The organism is Agrococcus carbonis (assembly GCF_900104705.1).
In the GTDB taxonomy this organism is placed as follows: domain Bacteria; phylum Actinomycetota; class Actinomycetes; order Actinomycetales; family Microbacteriaceae; genus Agrococcus; species Agrococcus carbonis.
This window is the reverse complement of sequence record NZ_LT629734.1, coordinates 1,924,293-1,947,190: the sequence shown is the minus strand read 5'-3', so window position 1 is coordinate 1,947,190 and position 22,898 is coordinate 1,924,293. Positions and strand designations below refer to the sequence as shown.

27 protein-coding genes are annotated in these 22,898 nt (G+C 74.0%); 1 reads left to right on the top strand and 26 read right to left on the bottom strand.

Annotated elements, in window-relative coordinates:
• Window positions 1-14 precede the first annotated feature (14 nt).
• The 6 genes from BLT67_RS09360 to hutH are packed head-to-tail and all read right to left on the bottom strand — an operon-like array spanning window position 15 to window position 7,555.
• On the bottom strand, window positions 15-1,139 hold the full coding sequence (locus BLT67_RS09360) for an FAD-dependent oxidoreductase (RefSeq protein ID WP_092666768.1): 1,125 nt from the start codon (window positions 1,137-1,139) through the stop codon (window positions 15-17).
• A complete protein-coding gene (locus tag BLT67_RS09355) occupies window positions 1,136-1,852 on the bottom strand; it encodes a methyltransferase domain-containing protein (RefSeq protein ID WP_231945460.1) in 717 nt (238 codons plus the stop codon). Before BLT67_RS09355 ends, BLT67_RS09360 begins: the two co-directional genes overlap by 4 nt.
• Window positions 1,853-1,855: 3 nt before the next feature.
• Window positions 1,856-3,004, bottom strand: a complete 1,149-nt coding sequence (locus BLT67_RS09350; protein WP_092666767.1) for a type III polyketide synthase — start codon at window positions 3,002-3,004, stop codon at window positions 1,856-1,858.
• 50 nt (window positions 3,005-3,054) lie between these two features.
• The gene (gene hutI, locus BLT67_RS09345) at window positions 3,055-4,284 is read right to left on the bottom strand and encodes an imidazolonepropionase (protein WP_092666766.1); all 1,230 of its coding nucleotides are present in this window, start codon (window positions 4,282-4,284) and stop codon (window positions 3,055-3,057) included.
• A complete protein-coding gene (gene hutU / locus BLT67_RS09340) occupies window positions 4,281-5,939 on the bottom strand; it encodes a urocanate hydratase (protein WP_092666765.1) in 1,659 nt (552 codons plus the stop codon). Before hutU ends, hutI begins: the two co-directional genes overlap by 4 nt.
• Window positions 5,939-7,555, bottom strand: a complete 1,617-nt coding sequence (gene hutH, locus BLT67_RS09335) for a histidine ammonia-lyase (RefSeq protein ID WP_092666764.1) — start codon at window positions 7,553-7,555, stop codon at window positions 5,939-5,941. Before hutH ends, hutU begins: the two co-directional genes overlap by 1 nt.
• A 97-nt stretch (window positions 7,556-7,652) precedes the next feature.
• Here hutH and BLT67_RS09330 point away from each other — a divergent pair, with 97 nt between their 5' ends.
• A complete protein-coding gene (locus BLT67_RS09330; RefSeq protein WP_092666763.1) occupies window positions 7,653-8,411 on the top strand; it encodes an IclR family transcriptional regulator in 759 nt (252 codons plus the stop codon).
• 25 nt (window positions 8,412-8,436) lie between these two features.
• Here the strand turns inward: BLT67_RS09330 and BLT67_RS09325 are convergent, their stop codons facing one another.
• The 20 genes from BLT67_RS09325 to BLT67_RS09230 form a co-directional block, all read right to left on the bottom strand.
• Window positions 8,437-8,706: a hypothetical protein gene (locus tag BLT67_RS09325; RefSeq protein ID WP_092666762.1), complete on the bottom strand. Its 270-nt coding sequence runs from the start codon at window positions 8,704-8,706 to the stop codon at window positions 8,437-8,439.
• 103 nt (window positions 8,707-8,809) lie between these two features.
• Window positions 8,810-9,352 carry an OsmC family protein gene (locus BLT67_RS09320; protein ID WP_092666761.1) on the bottom strand — a complete coding sequence of 181 codons (543 nt, stop codon included), beginning with the start codon at window positions 9,350-9,352 and terminating at the stop codon, window positions 8,810-8,812.
• Between the two features lie 135 nt (window positions 9,353-9,487).
• Window positions 9,488-9,700 (bottom strand): hypothetical protein, encoded by a 213-nt coding sequence (locus BLT67_RS09315; RefSeq protein ID WP_092666760.1) that lies wholly within the window; start codon window positions 9,698-9,700, stop codon window positions 9,488-9,490.
• 32 nt (window positions 9,701-9,732) lie between these two features.
• The gene (locus BLT67_RS09310; protein WP_092666759.1) at window positions 9,733-10,098 is read right to left on the bottom strand and encodes a hypothetical protein; all 366 of its coding nucleotides are present in this window, start codon (window positions 10,096-10,098) and stop codon (window positions 9,733-9,735) included.
• A 103-nt stretch (window positions 10,099-10,201) separates the two neighbouring features.
• Entirely contained in the window at window positions 10,202-10,429 is a 228-nt protein-coding gene (locus BLT67_RS09305) for an SCO4848 family membrane protein (protein ID WP_092666758.1), read from the bottom strand.
• A 67-nt stretch (window positions 10,430-10,496) separates the two neighbouring features.
• Window positions 10,497-10,925, bottom strand: coding sequence for a DUF1801 domain-containing protein (locus BLT67_RS09300; RefSeq protein WP_092666757.1), 429 nt, complete (start codon window positions 10,923-10,925; stop codon window positions 10,497-10,499).
• 96 nt (window positions 10,926-11,021) lie between these two features.
• Window positions 11,022-12,215 (bottom strand): elongation factor Tu, encoded by a 1,194-nt coding sequence (tuf, locus tag BLT67_RS09295; RefSeq protein ID WP_092666756.1) that lies wholly within the window; start codon window positions 12,213-12,215, stop codon window positions 11,022-11,024.
• Window positions 12,216-12,365: 150 nt separating this feature from the next.
• Window positions 12,366-14,480, bottom strand: coding sequence for an elongation factor G (gene fusA / locus BLT67_RS09290; RefSeq protein ID WP_092666755.1), 2,115 nt, complete (start codon window positions 14,478-14,480; stop codon window positions 12,366-12,368).
• Between the two features lie 75 nt (window positions 14,481-14,555).
• The gene (rpsG, locus tag BLT67_RS09285; protein ID WP_092666754.1) at window positions 14,556-15,026 is read right to left on the bottom strand and encodes a 30S ribosomal protein S7; all 471 of its coding nucleotides are present in this window, start codon (window positions 15,024-15,026) and stop codon (window positions 14,556-14,558) included.
• Window positions 15,026-15,400: a 30S ribosomal protein S12 gene (gene rpsL / locus BLT67_RS09280; RefSeq protein WP_047561483.1), complete on the bottom strand. Its 375-nt coding sequence runs from the start codon at window positions 15,398-15,400 to the stop codon at window positions 15,026-15,028. The genes rpsG and rpsL overlap by 1 nt, the downstream gene beginning before the upstream one ends.
• Before the next feature lie 231 nt (window positions 15,401-15,631).
• A complete protein-coding gene (locus BLT67_RS09275; protein WP_092666753.1) occupies window positions 15,632-16,294 on the bottom strand; it encodes a hypothetical protein in 663 nt (220 codons plus the stop codon).
• On the bottom strand, window positions 16,291-16,668 hold the full coding sequence (locus tag BLT67_RS09270; RefSeq protein WP_157674304.1) for a hypothetical protein: 378 nt from the start codon (window positions 16,666-16,668) through the stop codon (window positions 16,291-16,293). The genes BLT67_RS09275 and BLT67_RS09270 overlap by 4 nt, the downstream gene beginning before the upstream one ends.
• 25 nt (window positions 16,669-16,693) lie before the next feature.
• Window positions 16,694-18,394: a hypothetical protein gene (locus tag BLT67_RS09265; RefSeq protein WP_092666751.1), complete on the bottom strand. Its 1,701-nt coding sequence runs from the start codon at window positions 18,392-18,394 to the stop codon at window positions 16,694-16,696.
• Window positions 18,391-18,666: a hypothetical protein gene (locus BLT67_RS09260; RefSeq protein WP_092666750.1), complete on the bottom strand. Its 276-nt coding sequence runs from the start codon at window positions 18,664-18,666 to the stop codon at window positions 18,391-18,393. Before BLT67_RS09260 ends, BLT67_RS09265 begins: the two co-directional genes overlap by 4 nt.
• A gap of 115 nt (window positions 18,667-18,781) precedes the next feature.
• Window positions 18,782-19,504: a hypothetical protein gene (locus tag BLT67_RS09255; RefSeq protein WP_157674303.1), complete on the bottom strand. Its 723-nt coding sequence runs from the start codon at window positions 19,502-19,504 to the stop codon at window positions 18,782-18,784.
• Window positions 19,505-19,509: 5 nt separating this feature from the next.
• Entirely contained in the window at window positions 19,510-20,166 is a 657-nt protein-coding gene (locus tag BLT67_RS09250) for a hypothetical protein (protein WP_092666748.1), read from the bottom strand.
• Window positions 20,163-20,819 (bottom strand): hypothetical protein, encoded by a 657-nt coding sequence (locus tag BLT67_RS09245; protein ID WP_092666747.1) that lies wholly within the window; start codon window positions 20,817-20,819, stop codon window positions 20,163-20,165. Before BLT67_RS09245 ends, BLT67_RS09250 begins: the two co-directional genes overlap by 4 nt.
• Window positions 20,820-20,846: 27 nt before the next feature.
• The gene (locus tag BLT67_RS09240; RefSeq protein WP_092666746.1) at window positions 20,847-22,079 is read right to left on the bottom strand and encodes a hypothetical protein; all 1,233 of its coding nucleotides are present in this window, start codon (window positions 22,077-22,079) and stop codon (window positions 20,847-20,849) included.
• Window positions 22,080-22,110: 31 nt separating this feature from the next.
• Window positions 22,111-22,425 (bottom strand): hypothetical protein, encoded by a 315-nt coding sequence (locus tag BLT67_RS09235; protein WP_092666745.1) that lies wholly within the window; start codon window positions 22,423-22,425, stop codon window positions 22,111-22,113.
• Window positions 22,426-22,580: 155 nt separating this feature from the next.
• On the bottom strand, window positions 22,581-22,868 hold the full coding sequence (locus tag BLT67_RS09230; RefSeq protein ID WP_092666744.1) for a WXG100 family type VII secretion target: 288 nt from the start codon (window positions 22,866-22,868) through the stop codon (window positions 22,581-22,583).
• Between the last annotated feature and the right edge of the window lie 30 nt (window positions 22,869-22,898).

Below are 22,898 nucleotides of genomic sequence, written 5' to 3'. Positions count from 1 at the left end.
CGCGCGCGCTCGCCTCAGAGCCCGCGCATCGTGAACGCCCGCGCGAGCACCGAGCGCGCGGGCGGCAGCGCGAGCGCGCGCACCGCGGCGAGCCGCAGGGCGAGCGCGGGGCCCCGCGCGGGCGCGCCCATCGACATGTTCCACGCGGCGCGGCGCATCGCGCGCTGCGCGGCGCGGCGGCGGTCGCGGTCGTAGGCGGCCAGCGGGCCGTCTCCGGGTGCGGGCCGCGAGAGGGCGCGGTCGAGCGCGAGCGCGTCGAGCCAGCCGAGGCTCATGCCCTGCCCGCCGATGGGGCTCACCTCGTGCGCGGCGTCGCCGGCGAGCGCGACCCTGCCGCGCACGAGCGCCGACGCGAGGCGCTGCCGCGCCGTGAAGGCGCTCGGCACCGCGGTCGAGGGCAGCCGCGGCGGCTGCCGCAGCCGCGCGTCGAGGATCGCCTGCAGCTCGCCCGCCGACATCTGCGCGACGGGCTCGTCGAGGCGCACGACCCAGCGGCGCAGGCCGCCCGGCATGGGGAACGCCTCGACGATGCCGTCGGGCTCGAGGTGCAGCGCGGCCGCGTCTGCGACGCCGCCACCGCCGTGCACCGCGTCGTCCGGCGCATCCGCCATCGCGTAGCCCGCAGTGCCGGGGCGCGGCTGCCAGCCGATGCCGAGCAGCGCGCGCACCCTGCTGCGCACGCCGTCGGCGCCGACCGCCCACGCGGCCTCGACCACGCCGTCGGCGAGCTCGAGGACGACGGATCCGGGGCGCTCGGCGAGGCCCGTCACCTCGGCCCCCTCGCGCAGGGCGTCGGGCGCGAGCGCCGCGAGGCGCCGCCGCAGGAGCGCCTCGGTGCGGTGCTGCGGCAGGGCGAGGATCGGCTGCGGGGCGAAGCGCATGCGGGCCAGCTCGCGGGCGCCGCTGAGGGCGATGCCGCGGCGGATCGGGATCGCCTCGCGCCGCACGGCCTCGCCGATGCCGACGGCGTCGAGGGCGGCGAGCCCGGGCGGATGGATGCCGATCGCCCGCGCGCCTGTGGGCTCCGCCGTGCGGCGCTCGAGCACGACGACGTCGGCCCCGCGCTGGGCGAGGAGGCACGCGAGCAGCACGCCCACGGCGCCGCCGCCGACGACCGCGACGTCGTGGCGCGGGCTCATGGTGCCAGCCGCACGAGCTCGAGCCGCCACGGGATGCCGCGGCGCACGTGCCACCCCTGCGGTGCGGCGGCCGCGAGCTCGGACGCGGTGTGGCTGCGGCGGATCGACACGAGCCCGTCCGGCCGGATGAGCGAGCCGCGCAGGAGCGTGCCCTCGAGCGGCAGGGTCGCGAGCGCGAACGCGCCGTAGGCGAGCGGCGACCGCGCGATGTCGCCATGCACCGCGACGCCGCCGGGCGCCGTGAGCCGTTCGGAGTCGACGAGGATCGCACCGAGCTCGCGCGGCGTCAGGTGGTGCAGCACGTGGCCCGAGACGACGACGTCGAAGCGCTCGCCGGCGGCGACGAGCTCGCGCGTGGTCGCCTGCACGAGCGAGAGGCCGGGCATCGGGGGCAGGCTGCGGGCGTAGGCGATGGCGCGCGGGTCGGGGTCGAGCGCGACGACCTCGAGGCGGCCGGGCTCCCGAGCCGCCCAGCGCAGCAGCCGTCGCGGCAGGTCGGCGCCGCCCGTGCCGATGTCGAGCAGGCGCACGGCGTCGCCGGCGCGCAGCCGGGGCCGGATCCAGCGGCGGTAGAGCGCTCGGCGCCCCGACACGACGGCGTTCACGAGCTCGAAGCGCTCGTAGGTGCGCTCGAGCACCGCGGGATCGCACGCGGGGTCGTCCATCGCCTCCCGCGCATGCGCGTCGCGCTCCCGCAGCCCGGGCAGGCGCACGCGTCAGCCCCGCACGGTGAGCAGCGCCGACTCGACCGTGAGGCCCGGCCCGAACGCCATCGCCGCGACGCGGTCGCCGTCGGCCGCCGCGGTGTCGCGGAGGATGCGCTGCAGCACGAACAGCACGGTCGCGCTCGACATGTTGCCGTAGTCGCGCAGCGTCTCGCGCGCCGGGGCGAGCTGCGGCTCGGAGAGCGCGAGGGTCGACTCGACGCGGTCGAGGATGCTGCGGCCGCCCGGGTGGATCGCCCAGTGCTCGATGGCGCCGCCCACCTCGCCGTCCGCGAGCGCCGCGGCGAGCACAGGCTCCGGCTCGAGCAGCGGCGCGATCGCGCCGGTGATGTGCTCGCCGATGAGGGAGGGCACCGCGTTCGACAGCACCATCTCGAAGCCGTGGTCGCCGATGCGCCACGCCATCGCGCCCTCGCCGCGGGGCGTCGTCCGCGTCGCGAAGCCGTCGAGCTGCAGCGCGCGCTCGCCGTCGGCGGGAGGACGCGCGGTGACGAGCGCCGCGCCGGCCCCGTCGCCGAAGAGCGACGTCGCGACGATCGTGTCGGGGTCGTTCGAGGTGCGCAGGTGCAGCGTGCACAGCTCGACGCTCACGACGAGCACCACGGCCCGCGCATCCGCCTCGCAGAGCTGCCGCGCGAGCCGCAGCGCGGGCACCGATGCGTAGCAGCCCATGAAGCCGAGGTGGTAGCGCTGCACGCCGGCCGGCAGCCCGAGATCGCGCGCGAGCACGAAGTCCGGGCCCGGCGCGTAGAACCCGGTGCACGAGACGGTGACGACGTGCGTCACGTCCGCCGCGTCGAGCCCGTCGACGGCATCGAGCGCGGCGCGGCCCGCCTCGACGTAGAGGCGGCTCGCGTGCGCCTCGTAGCGGTCGTTGCGCAGCCGGGTGCCCGGATCGAGCAGCGCACCGCTCGCGCGGTCGAAGAACTCCGGCTCGGCCGGCGCGTCGCCGTCGAGGGTGAGCTCGTCGATCACCGTGTAGCGGCGCTCGATGCCGGAGGCCTCGCCGAACGACGTGGTGACGATGCGCTGCGAGAGCCGCGAGAGCCCCGGCTGCGCCGCGAACACCTCGGCGACGGCGGGCTGCGAGAGCTCCGTCGCCGGCACCACCGTGGACAGGCCCCGCATCGTCACCGTCATGCGGCGAGGCTAGTGCTGCGCTCCCCCGACGCACCAGGGCCGGTTCCGGCTCACACGACGCGCGCGCCCGCCCGCCACACGGCGCTCGTGAGCGGCACCCCGGGGCGGTAGGCGAGGTGCGTGATCGAGGGCGCGTCGAGCACCTGCAGGTCGGCGCGGGCGCCCGGGCGGATGCGGCCCACCGGCAGGCGGGCCCGGCCGGCGCCGCTCGCATCCGGCCCGCCGCCCGCGGGCTTCGCGCCGTCGAGGCCCAGCGCCACGGCGCCGCCGAGCGTCGCCGCGCGCACCGCCTCCTCGACCGTGAGCCCCATCTGCAGCACCGCGGTCGCGACGCAGAAGGCCATCGAGGTCGTGTAGCTCGTGCCCGGGTTGCAGTTCGTCGCGATCGCCACCACCGCGCCGGCGTCGACGAGCCGCCGCGCTGGCGCGAGCGGCATCCGGGTCGAGAGGTCGCACGCCGGCAGCACCGTGGCGACCGTGCCGGTGCCCCCCTGCCAGGTGTCGGCGAGCATCCGCACCTCGTCGTCGTCGAGGAACGCGACGTGGTCGACGCTCGCGGCTCCGAGCTCGACCGCGAGGCGCACGCCGGGGCCGGGGCCGAGCTGGTTGCCGTGCACCCGCAGCGCGAGGCCTCGGGCACGGCCCGCCTCGAGCACCCGTCTCGACTGCGCCTCGTCGAACGCGCCGCGCTCGCAGAAGACGTCGATCGCGTCGACGTGCGGCACGACCGCCTCGAGCATGTCGCCGACGACGAGGTCGACGTACGCGTCGGCGTCCGCTCCCTCCGGCACGAGGTGCGCGCCCAGGTACGTCACCGCATCCGCCCGGGTGCCGGCGATGCGGGCGCTGCGCAGCTCGTCGTCGACGGTGAGGCCGTAGCCGGTCTTCGTCTCGAACGCCGTCGTGCCGCCGCGCAGCAGCTCGTCGGCGAGCCGGTCGAGGTTGGCCGCGAGCGCGTCGTCGCTCGCCGCCCGGGTCGCGGCGACGGTCGTGGCGATGCCGCCCGCGGCGTAGGGCTCGCCCGCCATGCGCGCCTCGAACTCGGCGGTGCGGTCGCCGGCGAAGACGAGGTGCGTGTGGCTGTCCACCCAGCCCGGCAGCACCGCGCGGCCGCCGACGTCGACGCGCTCGTCGGCCGCGGGGGCGTCGGATGCGGCACCGACCCACGCGATGGCGTCGCCCTCGAGCACGACGGCCGCATCCCGCATCCGCCCCGTGGTGCCGCCGCGCGCCTCGTCGTTCGTGGTGAGCTCGCCGATGCCGGTGACGAGCGTGCTCATCCCGCGTCCCGCATGGGCACGCGCACGCCGTGGGCCGCCGCGTAGGCGGCCGCCTCGTCGTAGCCGGCGTCGACGTGGCGGATGACGCCCATCTCGGGGTCGTTCGTCAGCACGCGCTCGAGCTTCTCGGCGGCGAGCTCGGTGCCGTCGGCGACGGTGACCTGGCCCGCGTGGATCGAGCGGCCGATGCCGACGCCGCCGCCGTGGTGGAGCGAGACCCAGCTCGCGCCGGAGGCGGTGTTGACGAGGGCGTTGAGCAGCGGCCAGTCGGCGATCGCGTCGGAGCCGTCGCGCATCGCCTCGGTCTCGCGGTAGGGGCTCGCGACGGAGCCCGAGTCGAGGTGGTCGCGGCCGATCACGACGGGCGCCGAGAGCGTGCCGTCGGCGACCATCTCGTTGAAGCGCAGGCCGGCGCGGTGCCGCTCGCCGGCGCCGAGCCAGCAGATGCGGGCGGGGAGGCCCTGGAACTGCACGCGCTCCTGCGCCATGCGGATCCAGCGGCGCAGGTGCGCGTCGTCGGGGAAGAGCTCGAGGATCGCCTCGTCGGTGCGGCGGATGTCCTCCGGGTCGCCCGAGAGCGCCGCCCAGCGGAACGGGCCCTTGCCCTCGCAGAAGAGCGGGCGGATGTACGCGGGCACGAAGCCGGGGAACGCGAACGCGTCGTCGAAGCCGCCGAGCTGGGCCTCGGCGCGGATCGAGTTGCCGTAGTCGAACACCTCGGCGCCGGCGCGCTGGAAGCCGACCATCGCCTCGACGTGGCGCGCCATCGACGCGCGCGAGCGCTCCGTGAAGCCCTCGGGGTCGCGCTCGCGCTCGGCGTGCCAGTCGTCGAACGCGATGCCGCTCGGCAGGTACGCGAGCGGGTCGTGGGCGCTCGTCTGGTCGGTGACGATGTCGATCGGCGCGCCCTGCGCGAGCAGCGCCGGCACCACATCGGCGGCGTTCGCGTGCAGGCCGATCGAGAGGGGGCGCCCGGCGTCCCGGGCCTCGACGGCGCGCGCGAGCGCATCCGCCGCGTCGTCGGCCTCGACGTCGAGGTAGCGGTGCTCGATGCGGCGCTGGATGCGGCTGCGGTCGACCTCGACGCAGATGGCGACGCCGTCGTTCATCGTCACGGCGAGCGGCTGGGCGCCGCCCATGCCGCCGAGGCCCGCGGTGAGCGTGATGGTGCCGGCGAGGCTCTCGCGGCCGAGCTTCCGCGCGACGGCCGCGAAGGTCTCGAACGTGCCCTGCAGGATGCCCTGCGTGCCGATGTAGATCCAGCTGCCGGCCGTCATCTGGCCGTACATCGTGAGCCCGGCGGCCTCGAGTCGGCGGAACTCGGGCCACGTCGCCCAGTCGCCGACGAGGTTGGAGTTGGCGATGAGCACGCGCGGCGCCCACGCGTGCGTGCGCATGACGCCGACGGGGCGGCCCGACTGCACGAGCAGCGTCTCGTCGTCCTCGAGCCGGGTGAGCTCGCGCACGATCGCGTCGAAGCTCGCCCAGTCGCGGGCGGCCCTGCCCGTGCCGCCGTAGACGACGAGCTCGTCGGGGTGCTCGGCGACCTCGGGGTCGAGGTTGTTCATGAGCATGCGCAGGGCCGCCTCCTGCTGCCAGCCCTTCGCGGTGAGCTCGGGTCCGCGCGCTGCGCGGACGGGGCGTGCGCCTTCCATCATGCGTCTCCTCCTCGTGCGCCGAACATCGTCGTCTCGGCGGTGTACGTGTCGCTGCGCCGGGGCATCCACGCCTCGGCTCGCTCGCGCAGATCGGCTGCGATGAGCGCCCCGCCGCCGACGGCGAAGGCGACGGATGCCTCGATGTCGCGGGCGAGGAACCGGTCGGGCCCGCTGCCCGGCACGCGCTCGCGCAGCGCCTCGACGACGCGGCCGGTGCGGGGGCCGGGAGCGTCGTCGCGCAGCTCGATGCCGCGCGCGGCGGTCATGATCTCGATCGCGAGCACGCGCCCGAGGCCGTCGACCGCGCGCCGGAGCTTGCGCGCGGCGCCCCACCCCATCGAGACGTGGTCCTCCTGCATCGCGCTCGAGGGGATCGAGTCGACCGAGGCGGGCACCGCGAGGCGCTTGAGCTCGCTCACGATGCCGGCCTGCGTGTACTGCGCGATCATGAGGCCCGAGTCGACGCCGGGGTCGTCGGCGAGGAACGGCGGCAGCCCGTAGGAGCGCGCGGGGTCGAGGAAGCGGTCGCTGCGCCGCTCGCTCATCGAGGCGACGTCGGCGATCGAGATGGCGAGGAAGTCGAGCACGGCCGCGACGGGCGCGCCGTGGAAGTTGCCGTTCGACACCACGCGGCCGTCGGCGAGCACGACGGGGTTGTCGATCGCGCTTGCGAGCTCGAGCTCGGCGACCCGCGCCGCATGGGCGGCGGTGTCGCGGGCGGCGCCGTGCACCTGCGGTGCGCAGCGCAGCGAGTAGGCGTCCTGCACGCGCGTGTCCTCGGGGCCCTTGTGGCTCGCGACGATGGGGCTGCCGGCGAGAAGGGCCGCGATCTGCGCGGCGCTCGTCGCCTGGCCGGGGTGGGGGCGCAGCGCCATGAGCTCGGGGGCGAACGGCGCGTCGGTGCCGAGCAGCCCCTCGACGCTCATCGCGGCGGCGAGGTCGGCGGTGTCGAGCAGCTTGTCGAGGTCCGCGAGCGCGAGGCACAGCATCGCGAGCATGCCGTCGGTGCCGTTGACGAGCGCGAGGCCCTCCTTCTCGGCGAGCACGACGGGAGCGAGGCCCGCGCGCTCGAGAGCGACGGCCGCATCCATCGCCTCGCCGTCGGCGTCGCCCGCGCGGCCCAGCCGCACCGTGCCCTCGCCCATCGCCGCGAGCGCGACGTGCGAGAGCGGTGCGAGGTCGCCCGAGCAGCCGAGCGAGCCGTACTCCCCGACGACGGGGGTGATGCCGGCGTTCAGCATGCCCGCGTAGAGCTCGGCGGTCGCGCGGCGGATGCCCGTGCGGCCCGTCGCGAGGGTCTGGAGCCGCAGGAGCATGAGCCCGCGCACCACCTCGCGCTCGACCTCGGCGCCGCTCGAGGCCGCGTGCGAGCGGATGAGCGACTGCTGCAGCCGCGTGCGGTCGCCGGGGGCGATCGCGGTGTTCGCGAGCGCGCCGAAGCCCGTCGAGATGCCGTAGTGCGGGCGCACGTCGGCGGCGAGCCCGTCGATGACCGCGCGCGCGTCGTCGATGCGCTCCAGCGCTGCCCCGCTCAGCGCGACGGGCGCGTCGAAGCGTGCGACCTGCACGACGTCGTGCCGCGTGAGGGGGGCGTCTCCGATGACCACTGCCATGCCGCCATTCCAGCGCCCGGGGCGACCCGGCGCATCCGCTCGCGGCATACTGCTGTCTGAGATCTCAGACTCACTGGGAGCGATGCGGAGGCGATCGATGGGGACGCCGCGGATGCCCGCCGCGCGGAGCGCGCTGCGGGTGCTCGCGCTGCTGGCCGAGCAGCCGGGGCCCGTGCGCGCGGCGACGATCGCGCGCGAGCTCGCGCTGCCGCGCTCGAGCGCGTACCAGCTGCTGCAGGTCATGCGCGACGAGGGCTTCCTCGTGCACTACCCCGAGCTCGGGGCGTGGGGCGCGAGCGCGCGCGTGCAGCAGCTGGGCTCGCGCGTGGCCGCGGCGACGCGGCTCGAGCGGCTCGCGCAGCCGCTGCTCGACGGGCTCGTGCGCACGGCGCCCGTGCCGGTCACGAGCCACCTCGCGGTGCTCGCCGGCAGCGACGTCGCGTACGCCGGCCGAGGCGAGGGGCCGCGCTCCCCCGCGACGGTCTCGCGCGTCGGCGTGCGGCTGCCCGCGGTGCGCACCGCGACGGGCCGCGCGATGCTCGCGGCGCTCGGCGACGACCAGGTGCGCGCGATCATCCCCCACGACCGCGACCTCGCGGGCGAGCGGCCGGGCACCCGCGCGGCGCTCACCCGCCTGCTCTCCGCGGTGCGGCGGCGCGGCTGGGCGACCGAGGAGGGCGAGGTCGACGCCGCCTACGGCTCGGTCGCCGCCGCGGCGCGCGACGCGGCGGGCTATCCGTCAGCCGCGGTCGGCCTCACGTTCCGGCTCGCGGCGATCGAGCCGGAGCGCTGGGCCGAGCTCGGCGCGCAGTGCGCGGCAGCCGCCGCCGAGCTCACGCGGCGCCTCGGCGGGTGACCGCCGCGATCCGCCTCGCCGGCGGCTAGACGGGGCGGTCGTCCGCGTCGGGGCCCGGCGTCGACGACGCCGCCTGCGCGGCGACGGATGCGTCGTCGGGCTCGAGCTCGGGCTTGTCGAGGTCGTGCGCGCGGTCGATGACGGCCTGCGCGCGGTCGGCCTGCTCGTCGTAGGAGCGGCCGGTCACGTCGCCGACGAAGTCGGCGCTGCCGTCGACGTCCTCGCCCGGCACCACGATGTCCGGTGCCTCGTCGTCCTCTCGGCGGTCCTGCTCGGGCAGCTCGTAGTTGGCCATGGGTCCCACCTCCTGTGCGTCGCGGGCGGCGCGCCGCCGCCCTGCTGACAGCGAAGCATGCGGCGGCGCGCCGGGCAACGGGGCGGGATTCAGGAACCGCGCCTCAGCCCGCCAGGCGGGTCGTCACCGGCGTCGGGTTCGAGAACAGGTCGTGCACCGGGCAGTGCGCGTCGACGACGGCTCGCAGCCGCTCGTAGTCCTCGCGCGCGTCGGGCCCGTCGATGTCGATGACGACCTCGACGCCGGCGAAGCCCGCGCGCACGTCGTCGGCGCCGAAGAGGCCGCGCACGTCGAGCTCGCCCTCCGCGCGCAGCTCGAGCCGGTCGATCGAGAGGCCGAGCCGCTGCGCGTACAGCCGGTAGACGACGGTCTGGCACGCGAGCAGCGCGCCGAGCGCGGCCTCCACCGGGCTCGTGCCCGCATCGTCGCCGGCGAGGCCGGCCGGCTCGTCGATGAGCCACTCGTGGCGGCCGGCGCGGATGCGCGTCGCGACGGCGCCCTCTGCCGCGCCGGAGGCCGCGAAGACGAGCCGCGCGGCTCCTTCGTCGGCGGCGAGGCGCTCGCCCCAGGCCTGCTCGGCGCCCTCGAGGCGGGCGGCGCGCTCGGCGGCGGTGATGGCGGCGGCGGATGCGGTGGTGGTGGTCATGCGGATCTCCTCGGGTCGGGGATCCACACGGTACGAAGTGACGCGGCGGGCCCGGAAGCCCGCCGCGTCACGGGAAGTCACACCGCGTCTCGGCGCGTCACGCGGGGCCGCAGGACGTCACGCGGGCGCGCGACGTCAGCGGATCCACCCGCCCTCCTCCGGCGCCGTCTCCGGCTCCGGCTCGGTCGGCTCGGGCGGCGCGGTCGGCTCCATCGGCTCAGGACGCCCGGGATCGGGCGCCGTCGGGTCGGTCGGGATGCCCGGCACATCGGGCAGCATCGGCACGTCGGGCGCCCCGGGTGCACCCGGTGCCTCGGGCGCGCCGGGCGCCGTCGGGTCGATCGTCATGCCCGGCTCCTCCGCGCGGCCGGCGTCGCCGCTCACGCGGCACCGCCCGCGCCGTCGAACGGGTCGTCCGAGCCGCTCGCGCCGCCGGGCGGCGGGGCGATGCCCGTGTCGCTCGCGCCCGCGTCGTCGGCGTCGGCCCAGTTGCCGCCCGAGAGGTCGGAGTCCGTCGCGCCGGCGCCGAAGGCGTCCTCGCCGCCGAGGTCCGAGCCGAGCGGCTCGTTCGCCGGCGACTGCGCGCCCGGCGGCACGGCGTCGTCGTCCGCATCCAGCTGCTCGCCCGCAGCCTCCGCCTCCTCGCGCGCCTCCCAGTCGGGGCGCTCCCCCGGCCGCTCCACCAGCCGGTGCTCGTCGTCGAACGCCTGCATGCCCGCATCCGCGATGTCGTCGGCTCCGGTCATCGTGCACCTCCTGTCGCTCGCGAGCGACGGTCGCCCGCGCCTGTCACCCAATCCCATCGCGCGCGGCTGTGCCACCCCTGAGCGCGGGCGAGCGGTGCGCGGCTCACGCCGCGAGCCACCAGATGCCGACGGCGACCTGCGCGATGGCGATGACGAGCGCGATCGCGACGAGGGTCACGTGCACGGTGAGGAAGCGGGTCGGGCGCCCGTCGGCATCGCGCGCGCGGTCGTCGCGCGCGACCCGCCGGAGGAACGCCGGCCACACGACGAGGCTGAACGCGCCGCCGATCAGCAGCAGCACGGCGCCGGCGACGCCGACGGCGTCAGCCACGAGCGGGAGCGGGGTCGTCGTGCATCACGCCCCCAGGCTAGGGCAGGCCGGCCCGCCGAGCGCCGGCTCAGCGCCGGGGCGGGTCGTCCTGCCTGCCGTGCGCGATGCGCACGAGCCGCCGCAGCACCGCTTCGTCGATCGCGTCGAGGCGCTTGACGTAGACGCAGCCCGCGCCCTCGGTGTACTCGCCGAGGCCGGGCAGCAGCGCCGCGCCCTCCGGCAGGTCCTTCAGCCCGTAGAGCGAGATCGCGGCCTTCCGCGGCGAGAACGCGACCTTCGGCCACTCCCCCTCGGTGCGCGACGTCCTCGACGGCGAGACGTAGCGGTAGCTGCCGAAGCCCACCATCGACGGCCCCCACATGACCGGCTCCTCGCCCGTCTCCTCGCGCATGAGCGCGGCGAGGCGATGCCCCTCCTCGACGCGCCTGGCGGGCTGCGCGGCGTCGAGGAACGCCTCGACGGACGCGTCGGTGGGCAGGGTCTTCTGCGCGGCCATGGCCTCATCCTCCCCCGGGCGGTGCGGGACGTCCAGCCGCACCGGGCACGCGAAAGGGCCCCGCCGGAGCGGGGCCCTTCCTGGCAGTCGAGAGGACTACTTGATGATCTTCGTGACCGTGCCGGCGCCGACCGTGCGGCCACCCTCGCGGATGGCGAAGCCGAGGCCCTCCTCCATGGCGATCGGCTGGATCAGCTCGACCGACATGTCGGTGGTGTCGCCGGGCATGACCATCTCGGTGCCCTCGGGCAGCGAGATGACGCCGGTGACGTCGGTGGTGCGGAAGTAGAACTGCGGGCGGTAGTTCGTGAAGAACGGGTTGTGGCGGCCGCCCTCATCCTTGGCGAGGATGTACGCCGTGCCCTCGAAGTTCGTGTGCGGCGTGACCGAGCCCGGCTTCACGACGACCTGGCCGCGCTCGACGTCCTCGCGCTTCGTGCCGCGGAGCAGGAGACCGCAGTTCTCGCCGGCCCAGGCCTCGTCGAGCTGCTTGTGGAACATCTCGATGCCCGTGACCGTGGTCTTCTGCGTCGGGCGGATGCCGACGATCTCGACCTCGGAGTTGATCGCGAGCGTGCCGCGCTCGGCGCGACCCGTGACGACCGTGCCACGGCCGGTGATCGTGAAGACGTCCTCGATCGGCATGAGGAACGGCTTGTCGCGGTCGCGGACCGGGTCCGGGATGTTGTCGTCAGCGGCCTGCATGAGCTCGAGGATCGCGTCGACCCACTTCTCCTCGCCCTCGAGCGCCTTGAGCGCCGAGACGCGGATGACCGGGGCGTTGTCGCCGTCGAAGTCCTGGCTCGAGAGCAGCTCGCGGACCTCGAGCTCGACGAGCTCGAGGATCTCCTCGTCGTCGACCATGTCCGACTTGTTGAGCGCGACCATCAGGTAGGGCACGCCGACCTGCTTGGCGAGCAGCACGTGCTCGCGCGTCTGCGCCATGGGGCCGTCGGTGGCCGCGACCACGAGGATCGCGCCGTCCATCTGGGCCGCACCCGTGATCATGTTCTTGATGTAGTCGGCGTGACCCGGGGCGTCGACGTGCGCGTAGTGGCGCTTCGGCGTCTCGTACTCGATGTGCGAGATGTTGATCGTGATGCCGCGCTGGCGCTCCTCAGGAGCCGAGTCGATCGTCGCGAAGTCGCGCTGCACGTTGGTCGCCGACGGGTACTTGTCAGCCAGGACCTTCGAGATCGCTGCCGAGAGCGTCGTCTTGCCGTGGTCGACGTGACCGATCGTTCCGATGTTGACGTGCGGCTTGGTCCGCTCGAACTTGGCCTTAGCCACTGTGTCCTCCTAGGACTGTTCTCATGAGTGCACCGCCGCGTCCGCGGCGATCCTTCGGGGTGGTGTTGATCTATCGTACTTCGGCCACGGAGTCTACGAAAAACCGTGGCCCGGCGGTGGCCGGGGCGCCGTCCTGGCCGCCCCGGCGGATCACTCGCCCTTGCTCTTCTGGACGATCTCGTCCGAGACGGCCTTCGGCACCTCGGCGTAGGTCGAGAACTCCATCGAGTAGACGGCCCGGCCCGAGGTCTTCGACCGCAGGTCGCCGACGTAGCCGAACATCTCCGACAGCGGCACGAGGGCCTTGACGACCTTCACGCCCTGGGCGTCGTCCATCGACTGGATCTGCCCGCGACGCGAGTTGAGGTCGCCGATGACGTCGCCCATGTACTCCTCGGGCGTGCGCACCTCGACCGCCATGAGCGGCTCGAGCAGCACCGGCTGCGCCTTGCGGGCAGCCTCCTTGTACGCCATCGAGCCGGCGATCTTGAACGCCATCTCCGACGAGTCGACGTCGTGCGCCGCACCGTCGAGCAGCGTCGCCTTGACGCCGACCGTCGGGTAGCCGGCGAGCACACCGACCTGCATGGCGTCCTGGATGCCCGCGTCGACCGAGGGGATGTACTCGCGAGGCACGCGCCCGCCGGTGACGGCGTTCACGAACTCGTAGGTCTCCTCGCCCGAGACCTCCATCGGCTCGAGCTTGATCTGCACCTTCGCGAACTGACCGGAGCCACCGGTCTGCTTCTTGTGGGTGTAGTCGTACTTCTCGATGGTGCCGCGGATCGTCTCGCGATAGGCCACCTGCGGCTTGCCGACGTTCGCCTCGACCTTGAACTCGCGCTTCATGCGGTCGACGAGGATGTCGAGGTGCAGCTCGCCCATGCCCTTGATGACCGTCTGGCCCGTCTCCGGGTTGTTCTCGGTCCGGAAGGTCGGGTCCTCCTCCGCGAGCTTCTGGATCGCGGTCGAGAGCTTCTCCTGGTCGGCCTTCGTCTTGGGCTCGATGGCGACCTCGATGACGGGCTCGGGGAACGTCATCGACTCGAGCACGACCGGGTTCGCCGGGTCGGCGAGCGTGTCGCCCGTCGTCGTGTCCTTGAGGCCGATCACCGCGTAGATGTGGCCCGCGGTCATCGACTCGACCGGGTTCTCCTTGTTGGCGTGCATCTGGAAGATCTTCCCGATGCGCTCCTTCTTGCTCTTCGACGAGTTCGTCACGGCGGCGCCCGAGTCGACGTGGCCCGAGTAGACGCGCACGTAGGTGAGGCGGCCGAAGAACGGGTGCACGGCGACCTTGAACGCGAGCGCCGCGAAGGGCTCGTCGCGGTCGGCGTGGCGCTCCACGACGATCTCCTCATCCTTGACGTCGTGGCCCGGGATGGCCGGCACGTCGAGGGGGCTGGGGAGGTAGTCGACGACGGCGTCGAGCATGGGCTGCACGCCGCGGTTCTTGAAGGCCGAGCCGCACAGGACGGGGTAGATCTCCGAGTTCACCGTCATCTTGCGGATGGCGGCCTTGATCTCGGCGACCGTGAGCTCCTCGCCCTCGAAGTACTTCTCCATGAGCGCGTCGTCGGCCTCGGCGACCGTCTCGATGAGGGCCGCGCGGTACTCCTCGGCCTTCTCCTTGAGGTCGGCCGGGATCTCCTCGATCGCGTACTCGGCGCCCATCTTCACGTCGCCCTTGGCGTCGCCGCGCCAGGTCTTCGCGTTCATCTCGACGAGGTCGACGATGCCCTCGAACTCGCTCTCCGCACCGATCGGCAGCTGGATGACGAGCGGGCGGGCGCCCAGGCGGTTGATGATGGTGTCGACCGTGAAGTAGAAGTCGGCGCCCAGCTTGTCCATCTTGTTGACGAAGCAGATGCGCGGCACGTCGTACTTGTCGGCCTGGCGCCACACCGTCTCGGACTGGGGCTCGACGCCCTCCTTGCCGTCGAAGACGGCGACCGCGCCGTCGAGCACGCGGAGCGAGCGCTCGACCTCGACCGTGAAGTCGACGTGACCGGGGGTGTCGATGATGTTGATCTGGTTCTTGTCCCAGAAGCACGTCACGGCGGCGGACGTGATCGTGATGCCGCGCTCCTGCTCCTGCTCCATCCAGTCGGTGGTCGCGCCGCCGTCGTGCGTCTCGCCCATCTTGTGGTTGACGCCCGTGTAGAACAGGATGCGCTCGGTCGTGGTGGTCTTGCCGGCATCGATGTGCGCCATGATGCCGATGTTGCGGACCTTGTTCAGGTCGGTGAGCACGTCCTGTGCCACAGGGTTCCTCCGATGGGTGGATGGATGCGTTGAGTTCGGTGGATGCGGGCCGCCGGACGGCGGCCCGCACCGTGATCACCAGCGGTAGTGCGCGAAGGCCTTGTTCGACTCGGCCATCTTGTGCGTGTCCTCGCGGCGCTTCACCGCGGCGCCGAGGCCGTTGGAGGCGTCGAGGATCTCGTTCATGAGCCGCTCGGTCATGGTCTTCTCGCGACGCGCCTTGGCGTAGGAGACGAGCCAGCGCAGCGCGAGCGTGTTCGCGCGGTGCGGCTTGACCTCGACGGGGACCTGGTAGGTCGAGCCGCCGACGCGGCGCGACTTCACCTCGAGGGTCGGGCGGATGTTGTCGAGCGCCTTCTTGAGCACTGCGACCGCGTCCTGGCCCGACTTGGCGCCGACGCCGGTGAGGGCACCGTAGACGATGCGCTCTGCGAGGCCCTTCTTGCCGTCGAGGAGGATCTTGTTGACGAGCTGCGAGACGATCGGCGCGCCGTAGACGGGGTCAGCAACGACCGGGCGCTTGGGTGCGGGTCCCTTGCGAGGCATTACTTCTTCTCCATCTTCGCGCCGTAGCGGCTGCGAGCCTGCTTGCGGTTCTTCACGGCCTGGGTGTCGAGCGCGCCGCGCACGATCTTGTAGCGCACGCCGGGGAGGTCCTTCACACGACCGCCGCGGACGAGCACCATCGAGTGCTCCTGGAGGTTGTGGCCCTCACCGGGGATGTAGGCCGTGACCTCGGTGCCGTTCGAGAGCTTCACGCGGGCGACCTTGCGGAGCGCCGAGTTCGGCTTCTTGGGGGTGGTGGTGTAGACGCGGGTGCAGACGCCGCGCTGCTGGGGGTTCGCCTTGAGGGCGGGCGCCTTGGTCTTCGAGACCTTCGGCGTCCGGCCCTTGCGGACCAGCTGCTGGATTGTGGGCACGTTGCTTCTTCCTGCTGCACGGTGACAGCGTTTCGATGTGGTCTGCCGGCGGGGCCGGCGTCCATCGGTGATCCACCGAGCACGCGCTCGCGCGCCTGACGGGAGTGGTGGATATGCCGTGGGGGTCTCGGATGGTCCGGGACCCGAGTGAGCTCTCCCGCGCCTCGCGCATGACGCAAGGCGCGCTCGTGCGCACACCCGATCAAGGATAGGGCCAGCGCCCATGCACGGTCAAGCAGTCGCCCGCAGCCGCTCGGCGAGCCCGGCGGGTCGCTCGAAGCGCGCCGCGAACGCGATCGCGTCGGCGAGCGCGAGCAGCAGCGGCTCGGGTGCGACGAGCGGCAGGTCGAGGTGCAGCAGCACGACCCGGCGCGCCCCGGGCACCGTGATCCAGCAGTCGACCGCGAGCGACGGCGGCGCGCCCTCCTCGCTCTCGCCCTCGCCCTCGCTCTCGCCCGCGCGCACCGTCGCGCGCCGCAGGATGCGCGAGTCGCGGGTGCGCAGGATGCGGTCCCCGGGCCCCCGCAGCGGAGCACCGCCCCCGGCCACGTGCGCGGCCCGCAGGACGACGGGCTCGAGCGCGGCGAGCACCCCGTCGGGGTCGGCGCCGACGCCCGCGGCGGGCGGCACCGGCACGGCGGGGTAGACGGATGCGACGGCCGGCATCGGCACGCCGGTCTCGAGCGCGATCCCGAGGTGCACCTGCTCGGCGCGCGCCGCCTCAGCGCGCTCGAGCGCGGCCTCGAGCCGCCGCCGCAGCGCGATGCGGGCGCCGGCGCGGTCGTCGGCGGTGCCGTGCAGCTCACGCGCGAGCCCGGCGATGCGCTCGCGCGCCGCCGGCTCGCCGAGCGGGAGCGCGAACCAGCGCCCCGGGAGCGCGAGGACGAGCCTCACCGCACGGTCCAGCTCGTGCGCGGCCCGAACAGCACCTCGTCGCCGGCCGCCGCCGCGTCGAGCAGGCCGGCGGCCGCGAGCACCGCGCGCGGGGACAGCGGCTCGCGGGCGCCGCCGGCACCACGCCGCGCGAGCGCGATGCTGCCGGTCACGCCCGGCCCGTGGACGGCGCGGAGCGCGTCGATCGCGGTGCGCACGACGGCGCCGACCGCATCCGCACCCGTCTGGGCCGCCGGGTCGGTGCGCTCGCCCGCATCGGCTGCCTCGAGCAGCACGGCGACGCGCGCCGCGCGCGTGCCGGGCAGTCCCGCGACCGCGATCGCTGCCTCGACCGCGACGACGCCGTCGAGCGGTGCGAGCGCCGCCTCGGTCACCGGGTCCCTCCCGATCGCCGCCACGTCAGCCGTCCCCGCCGCGCGAGAAGACGGATGCGTGCGGTCGCTCGACGCCGACGAAGAAGCGGTCGAGGTCGTGCAGGGCCATCCACGTGCTCGCGCTCGAGCCGGGCAGGTCGCCCTGCTCCTGCATCGTCTGCTGGTAGCCGAGCGCGTGGTGCGGCACGACGCCGGCGATCGCGGGCGGCGCGACCCGCACGACGGTGCGGTTCGGATCGCCCGACCGGTCGGCGCGCGAGGGGTCCTCGGTGAGGGGCACCGGGTCGGCGATGCTCCCGGTGCCGCCGCTGTGCTCGAACGAGAGCATCGGGACGTGCGTCGGGACGCGGATGTCGTCGATGCTCGAGCCCGCGACGATGACGCCGTCGACGTCGTACGTGCTCGCGAACTCGGCGTCGGCGGCGAGCTCGGCGGCGACGATCCCGCCGAGGCTCCAGCCGCTCAGCAGCACGCTCGCGCCCTCGGGCACGCCCGCCTCCTCCATCGCGAGCACGACCGCCCGCTCGAGCTGCGTGCGCGTGTCGCCGAGCTTGACGGCGGCGTCGGCGTGCAGGTCGTTGATCGACTCGGTGCCGGGCAGCCACTGCTGCGTGCTCGGCACGCTCACCCGCCACACCGTCTCGCCGCCGGGTGCGGTCACGGCGGTGACGGCGACCATGCTCGAGCGCGCGGGGTCGCTGCCGGGGCCACCCGCGTGCGCGTCGACCGCGCGGTTGTCGGCCTGCAGCCGCGCGAGGTGGTCGCCCGCGGTCCCTGCCGCGCCGAGCCGCGGCTCGAGCGCGCCCGACCACTGCAGCACCGGCGCGCCCCGGTCGCCGTCGACGAGCCATGCCGCCGCCCACGGGAGCGTGCCGCGCAGCCAGCCGATCGTGCCGGCCACGAGCGCCGCATCGAGCGACCCGGTGCGGACGAGCGTGGCGACGAACGCCTCGGCGCCGCCGCCGGCGACCCACGTCGCGAGCGTCAGCAGCAGGAGGCCGCCGAGCAGCATCCCGATGAGGCCCGTGGCGATCAGCGCGATCGCGAGCGCCGCGGCGACGAGCGCGGCGGCCGCGACGAGCACGACCGCCCCGAGCCATCGCAGCGCCGTCAGGAGCGCATCCTCGACCGCCTCCATCGCATCCGTGATCGCGCCCCGCACGTCGTCCCACAGCGAGTCGTTCACGTCGGCGCCCGCGATCTCGTCGCGGATGCGCGCGGCCGCGAGCTCGGCAGCCTCCTCCTTGTGGTCGCGCGCGGCGCGCCAGGCCTCCTCCGCGGCCGCCATCGCGGCGGCGTGGGCGGCGAGCGCGCGCTGCTGCTCGGCGAGCGCCGAGGCCGTGCGGGCGGCGGCGGATGCGTCGTCCCCGGTGTCGAGGGACGCGAGCCGGCCCTGCTCGGCGCGCGCGTCGGCGGCCCGCGCCGCGGCCTCGCGCCAGTCGTCGATCGCGTCGTCGGCGCGGGCCTGCGCGAGGCGGAGGTCGTCGGCGTACTCGACGAGCGCGCGCCCGGTCGTGGCGTAGCGCGACGTCGCGCCGTCGAGCTGCGCGGCGACCTCGGCGGCCGACTCGCGCACGCGCTCGATCGAGCGGGCGACCGTCGCGTCCTCGTCGCGGATGGCGGCGAGGTGCTCGATCGCGCGCTCGATGGCCTCGGCTGTGCGCAGGTAGCCGTCGCCGTGGCCCTCGACGGCGGGCCAGTGGCCGGTGAGCGGCTCGAGCGTCATGCGTCGCCGACCAGGCGCACGTCGAGGTCTCGGAAGGCGGCGGCGATGCCCGCGACGGCGTCGGCGAGCTCCTCGGCCGCCTCCTGGAAGCGCTCGCGGTTGTCGTCCCAGCTCTCGGCAGCCTCCCGAACCCGGGCGGCGAGCCCCTCGTGGCCGGTCGCCGCCGCCGCGTCGCGGCTCGTGAGGTCGGTGCCCTCGAGCTGCTGCGCGACGAACCGCAGGTGCGAGACCGCGCCGTCGAGGTCGCCGTAGTCGATGCGGACGTCGTGCACGGTGCCTCCCCGCCGCCGGGGCCGGCCGTGGCGCCGCGCGGCACGGTCGACGCTACGTGCGCCGCCGCATCCGCAGAATGGGCAGGACTGCCCATCGCCGCGCACGCGTCAGGCGTCAGGCGTCGCGCGTGGAGCCCGCCCGTGCGTCGAGGAGGTACCACTCGCCCATCGGCGCGGCGGATGCGCGCACGGCGAGGCCGTCGTCGATGAGGCCGCGCTCGCGCAGCGCCTCGAGGATCTGCTGCCGCTCGTCGCGCAGCGCCTGCTGCTCGGCCTCCGGCAGCGCCTGCATGCGCTCGGCGATGCGCGCGCGGCGCGCGAGCCTCGCGTCGCCGCCGGTCGAGCGCGTCAGCCGCGCGACGAGCGCGACGAGGCCGACGAGCCCCGTGAGCACGATGGGCGCCAGCAGCGCGGGCAGCTGCGCCGGCTCGGCGCGGTCGACGTGCCACCAGGCGGCGAGCGCCGCGCAGACCACCGCGAGGGCCGCGGCCGCGGTGCCGAGCCCCGACCGCATCCGCCCGCCGCGCCACCACGCGACGAGGCCGACGAGCTGCCCGAGCGCGGCGACCCAGAAGCACAGCACGACGAGCGTGCGCGCCATGGCGGGGTCGAGGTTGCCCGTGCCGGCGAACGCGTCGACGTCGGCGCCGCCGAAGGGTGCGAGCACGCCCCCGAGCGGTGCGACGAGCGCGATGCCGAGGATGAGCGCCACGACGGCGTCGCGAGCCGCGCCGCCGCGCAGCGAGGGGGTCTCGACGGCCTGCTGCAGCTCGAGCGAGCCGAGGTCGACGCCCGCCGGGAAGTCCTCCTCGCGCGCCTGGCGCACGGCTTCGCTCACGCGGCTCATGCCCGCGCTCCCGCCCACCGGAGGCTCGACGCGCAGACGTCGAACAGCACGTGCAGGCCCTCGACGCGCTCGTCGTCGCGCGGCATGCTCTCCGGCCGCCCGTAGGTCGCGAGCAGCTCGACGGCCCGCTTGCGGCGCGAGCCCGGCATCGGTGTGAGGTAGTGCGTCGTCGAGAGCACGACGGGTGTGTCGTCGACGTCGCGCGTCGACTCGGTCTCGAACCGCAGGGTGCGCAGGTCGCCGTAGAGCGGCGCCGCCCCGAACCGCTGGATCACCTGGCGCGCGTAGTCGTCGAGCTCGGCGCCCGGCTCGCCCTTGCGCAGGTACGCGGTGATCGAGGTCGGCGCGCCCGTCTGGCCGAGGCCGCCGGGGTCGAGCGGCATGAAGAGCGCGATCGCGCCGTGCTCGGCCATGACCGAGAGGTTCTCGCGCAGCATGCGCCGCAGCTCGATCATGAGGTCGAGCCTGCCGACCTGCATCATGCGGCCGCTCAGCCGCTGCTCGAGCTGCGCGCGGCCGCCCTCGTCGACCGGCACGCGCTCCCAGCCGCGCGGCACGGCGATCGTGAACTCGGGCGGCGCTCCGGCGCCGAGCTCCTCACGCAGCGAGACGCGCTCGCGCGTGCCCTCGGCGGCGCCGGCCTGCGCGCTCACGCGGCGTCCTCCGGTCCGTCGGCGAGGCCCTCGGCCTGCATCCGCGCGGCCGGCCACTCGCCGTCGTCGTCCTGCAGCGCGAGCGCCGACGGACGCGCCGCGAAGGGCTCGCCGCTCGGCAGCGTCACCCGCAGCGACGTCACCATGCCGTGGAGCCCAGCGAGGATCTGCTGCAGGAAGAGCACGGGCACCGTGTCGACCTGCACGAAGAGCGCCCGTTCGCCGTCGTCGAAGACCGCGCCCCAGTCGATGAGCCGCAGGCCCTCCTCGGACTCGGAGTCGCGCTGGCGCGACACGGCGAGCCCGGGGCCCACCGCGGCCCCGTCGTACGGCACGACGTCGCAGCCGATCGCCTCCCAGTCGGGCAGCGAGGCGCGATCGACCATCGACACCTGCACGCGCGCGCGGGCCGGCAGCGCGAGCGGCCACACCTCGAACACGACGTGCGCGTCGGGGCGCTCGTCGAGCGACGCGCGCAGCATCTCCGGCACCATCTGCGCCGCGCGCGCATCCCACTGCTCGCCCCACGCGTCGCGCAGCTCGGCGACGCTCTCCTCGACCCATGCGGACCGCGCCTCGGGGGCGAGATCCTCGGGGATCCGCAGCCAGCCCGGCACGGTCGTCGTGGCCTCGATCTCGCCAGCTCCCGTCACGTCGGCGACCCTAGCAGCGCGGCCTGATCAGAACAGGAACCGGAGGACCGGGTTGCTGTTGCGCCAGCTCTCGATCTCGCCGCCGCTGATCGTCGACGTCCAGTTCTGCAGCTTGAAGCCGTTGTTGACGACGGTGAAGCCGCCCTCGAAGAGCACGCCGTTGAAGCGGATGACCTTCTCGGCAGCCCGGTCGATGAGGCCGGGGTTCGTCGCCGCCCGCCACGCCGAGGTGTCCATGTTGTCGGTCCAGAGCTTCGACCAGCCGGAGCTGTTCTTGCCCGTCACGAGCGCGAGCGCGCCGTCGCGGATGCCCTTCGACGCTCCCTCGCCGAAGCCGTCGAGCTTCTTGAGCGCGTTCCAGCCGTCCTTGTAGGTCTTGGGGTCGAAGTTCTTCCCCATCTCCTTGACGAACTTCATCTTCTCGCCGGCCTGGAACAGCTTGCCGAGCTTGCCGACCGGGATGACGTCGATCACCGCCCACGCGACGTCGCCCCACGAGCGATCCCCCTCGAACGCGAGGATGAGGGTGCCGACGAGCGCCACGACCGCGATCGCGGCGGCGATCGCAGCGAGGATGGGCCCGCCGATGACGAGGGCCAGGATGCCGACGATGAGGCCGGCCCACTTGAGCACCTCGAGCGCGACGTCGAGGAACTGCTTGAACTTCTCCCAGCGGGAGTCCTTGAGGTCGTCGCTGAAGCCGTCGTCGATCTCGTCGACGGCGGAGTTCCACGCCGTCTCCCACGTGTCGTACGCCGCGTCGTACGAGTCGGCCGCGTCGATCCAGTCGTTCCACGCCTGGAGCTTCGCCTGGTCCTCGGCCTCGTGCTGCTCCTCCTCGGGGCTGCCCTCCTCGGGCTTGCCGATGCCGAGGAAGTAGCTGCGGCCGTCCTTGTCGCCGGGCAGCGCGACGTACGTGTTCCAGGCGTCGCTCGCGGTCTGGTGCCGCGTGTTGATCTGCGGGCGGATGGTGTCGCGGACCTCGGCGCCGTAGTGCTTGAGCGCCGAGCCGATCGGCATGTAGAGCTCGCTCGCGAGGTGCAGCTGCACGTGGGCGTCGCCCACCTTCTTGCGTAGCTCGTCGACCGCCTCGCCCTGCTGGCCGTCGTCGCCGCTCGCGAGCTTCTGCATGATGTCGGCGGCGGTGTCCATGTAGAGCCCGAGGTACCAGATGTCCCAGCCGAGCGAGACGATGTCGCTGCCGTCCTGCTGGAACTCGACGATGTGCCGTGCCTTCGTGGTGTACGGCCAGGTGCTCATGTGCTCTTCCTCTGCGCTGGGTGGTGCCGGATCAGGACGACGGCGGGTTCTCGCCGGCCTCGAACTTCGCGGCGGCCTCGGCGTCGAACTCCTGGAACGCCTCGTAGACGGCCTGGCCGTGGTCGCGGATGCCGATGAGGGACTCGGTGAGCTTCGCGCGCTTGTAGCTCCAGCGCGACTCCGCCTCGCTCGCCTTCTCGGTGAGCTCGCTGCGGCCCCACGGGTAGCCGACCGCGCTGCGGATCTCACCGGTGCGGTCGCCGGCGCTCTCGAACTCGTCGATGATGCTTGTGAGCCGCTCGACCAGTCGCTCGAGCTCCCAGTACTTGATGAGCACGTCGTTCATCGGACTCCCTCTCCAACCGCAGGCCCGACGGGGCCGCGTGGTTCCAACCTAGGCACGCCGTCGGCGGCGGCCAATGGGGAGACCTCCCCATGCCGCACCGCGTCGGGACGCGGGAGGGGGGCCGCCGGGCGGCCCCCCTCCTGACGTGTGTGGGATCAGCCGCCGGCGAGCGCCGTGTCGGTGTCCTTGATCGCCTGCGACATGTCGCGCAGCGCCTGCGCCATGTCCTCGACGCCCTGGGCGGCCTCCTTGAGGCCGTCCGTGAGGTCCTGGTAGCCGTCGCGGAACTTGCCGGAGGCCTTCTCGGTCTTGAAGCCCTCCTCGACGAGCTCGTCGACGTAGCCCTGGAGCTTGTCGAGCAGGTCGTCGATGTCGGTCTTGCCCGTGTCGAGGTTGGAGGCCGTGGTCTCCATCTCGTCATATGTTGCACCGAAGTCGCTCATCGGTTCTCACCCTTTCTCAGCTGGAGTCGT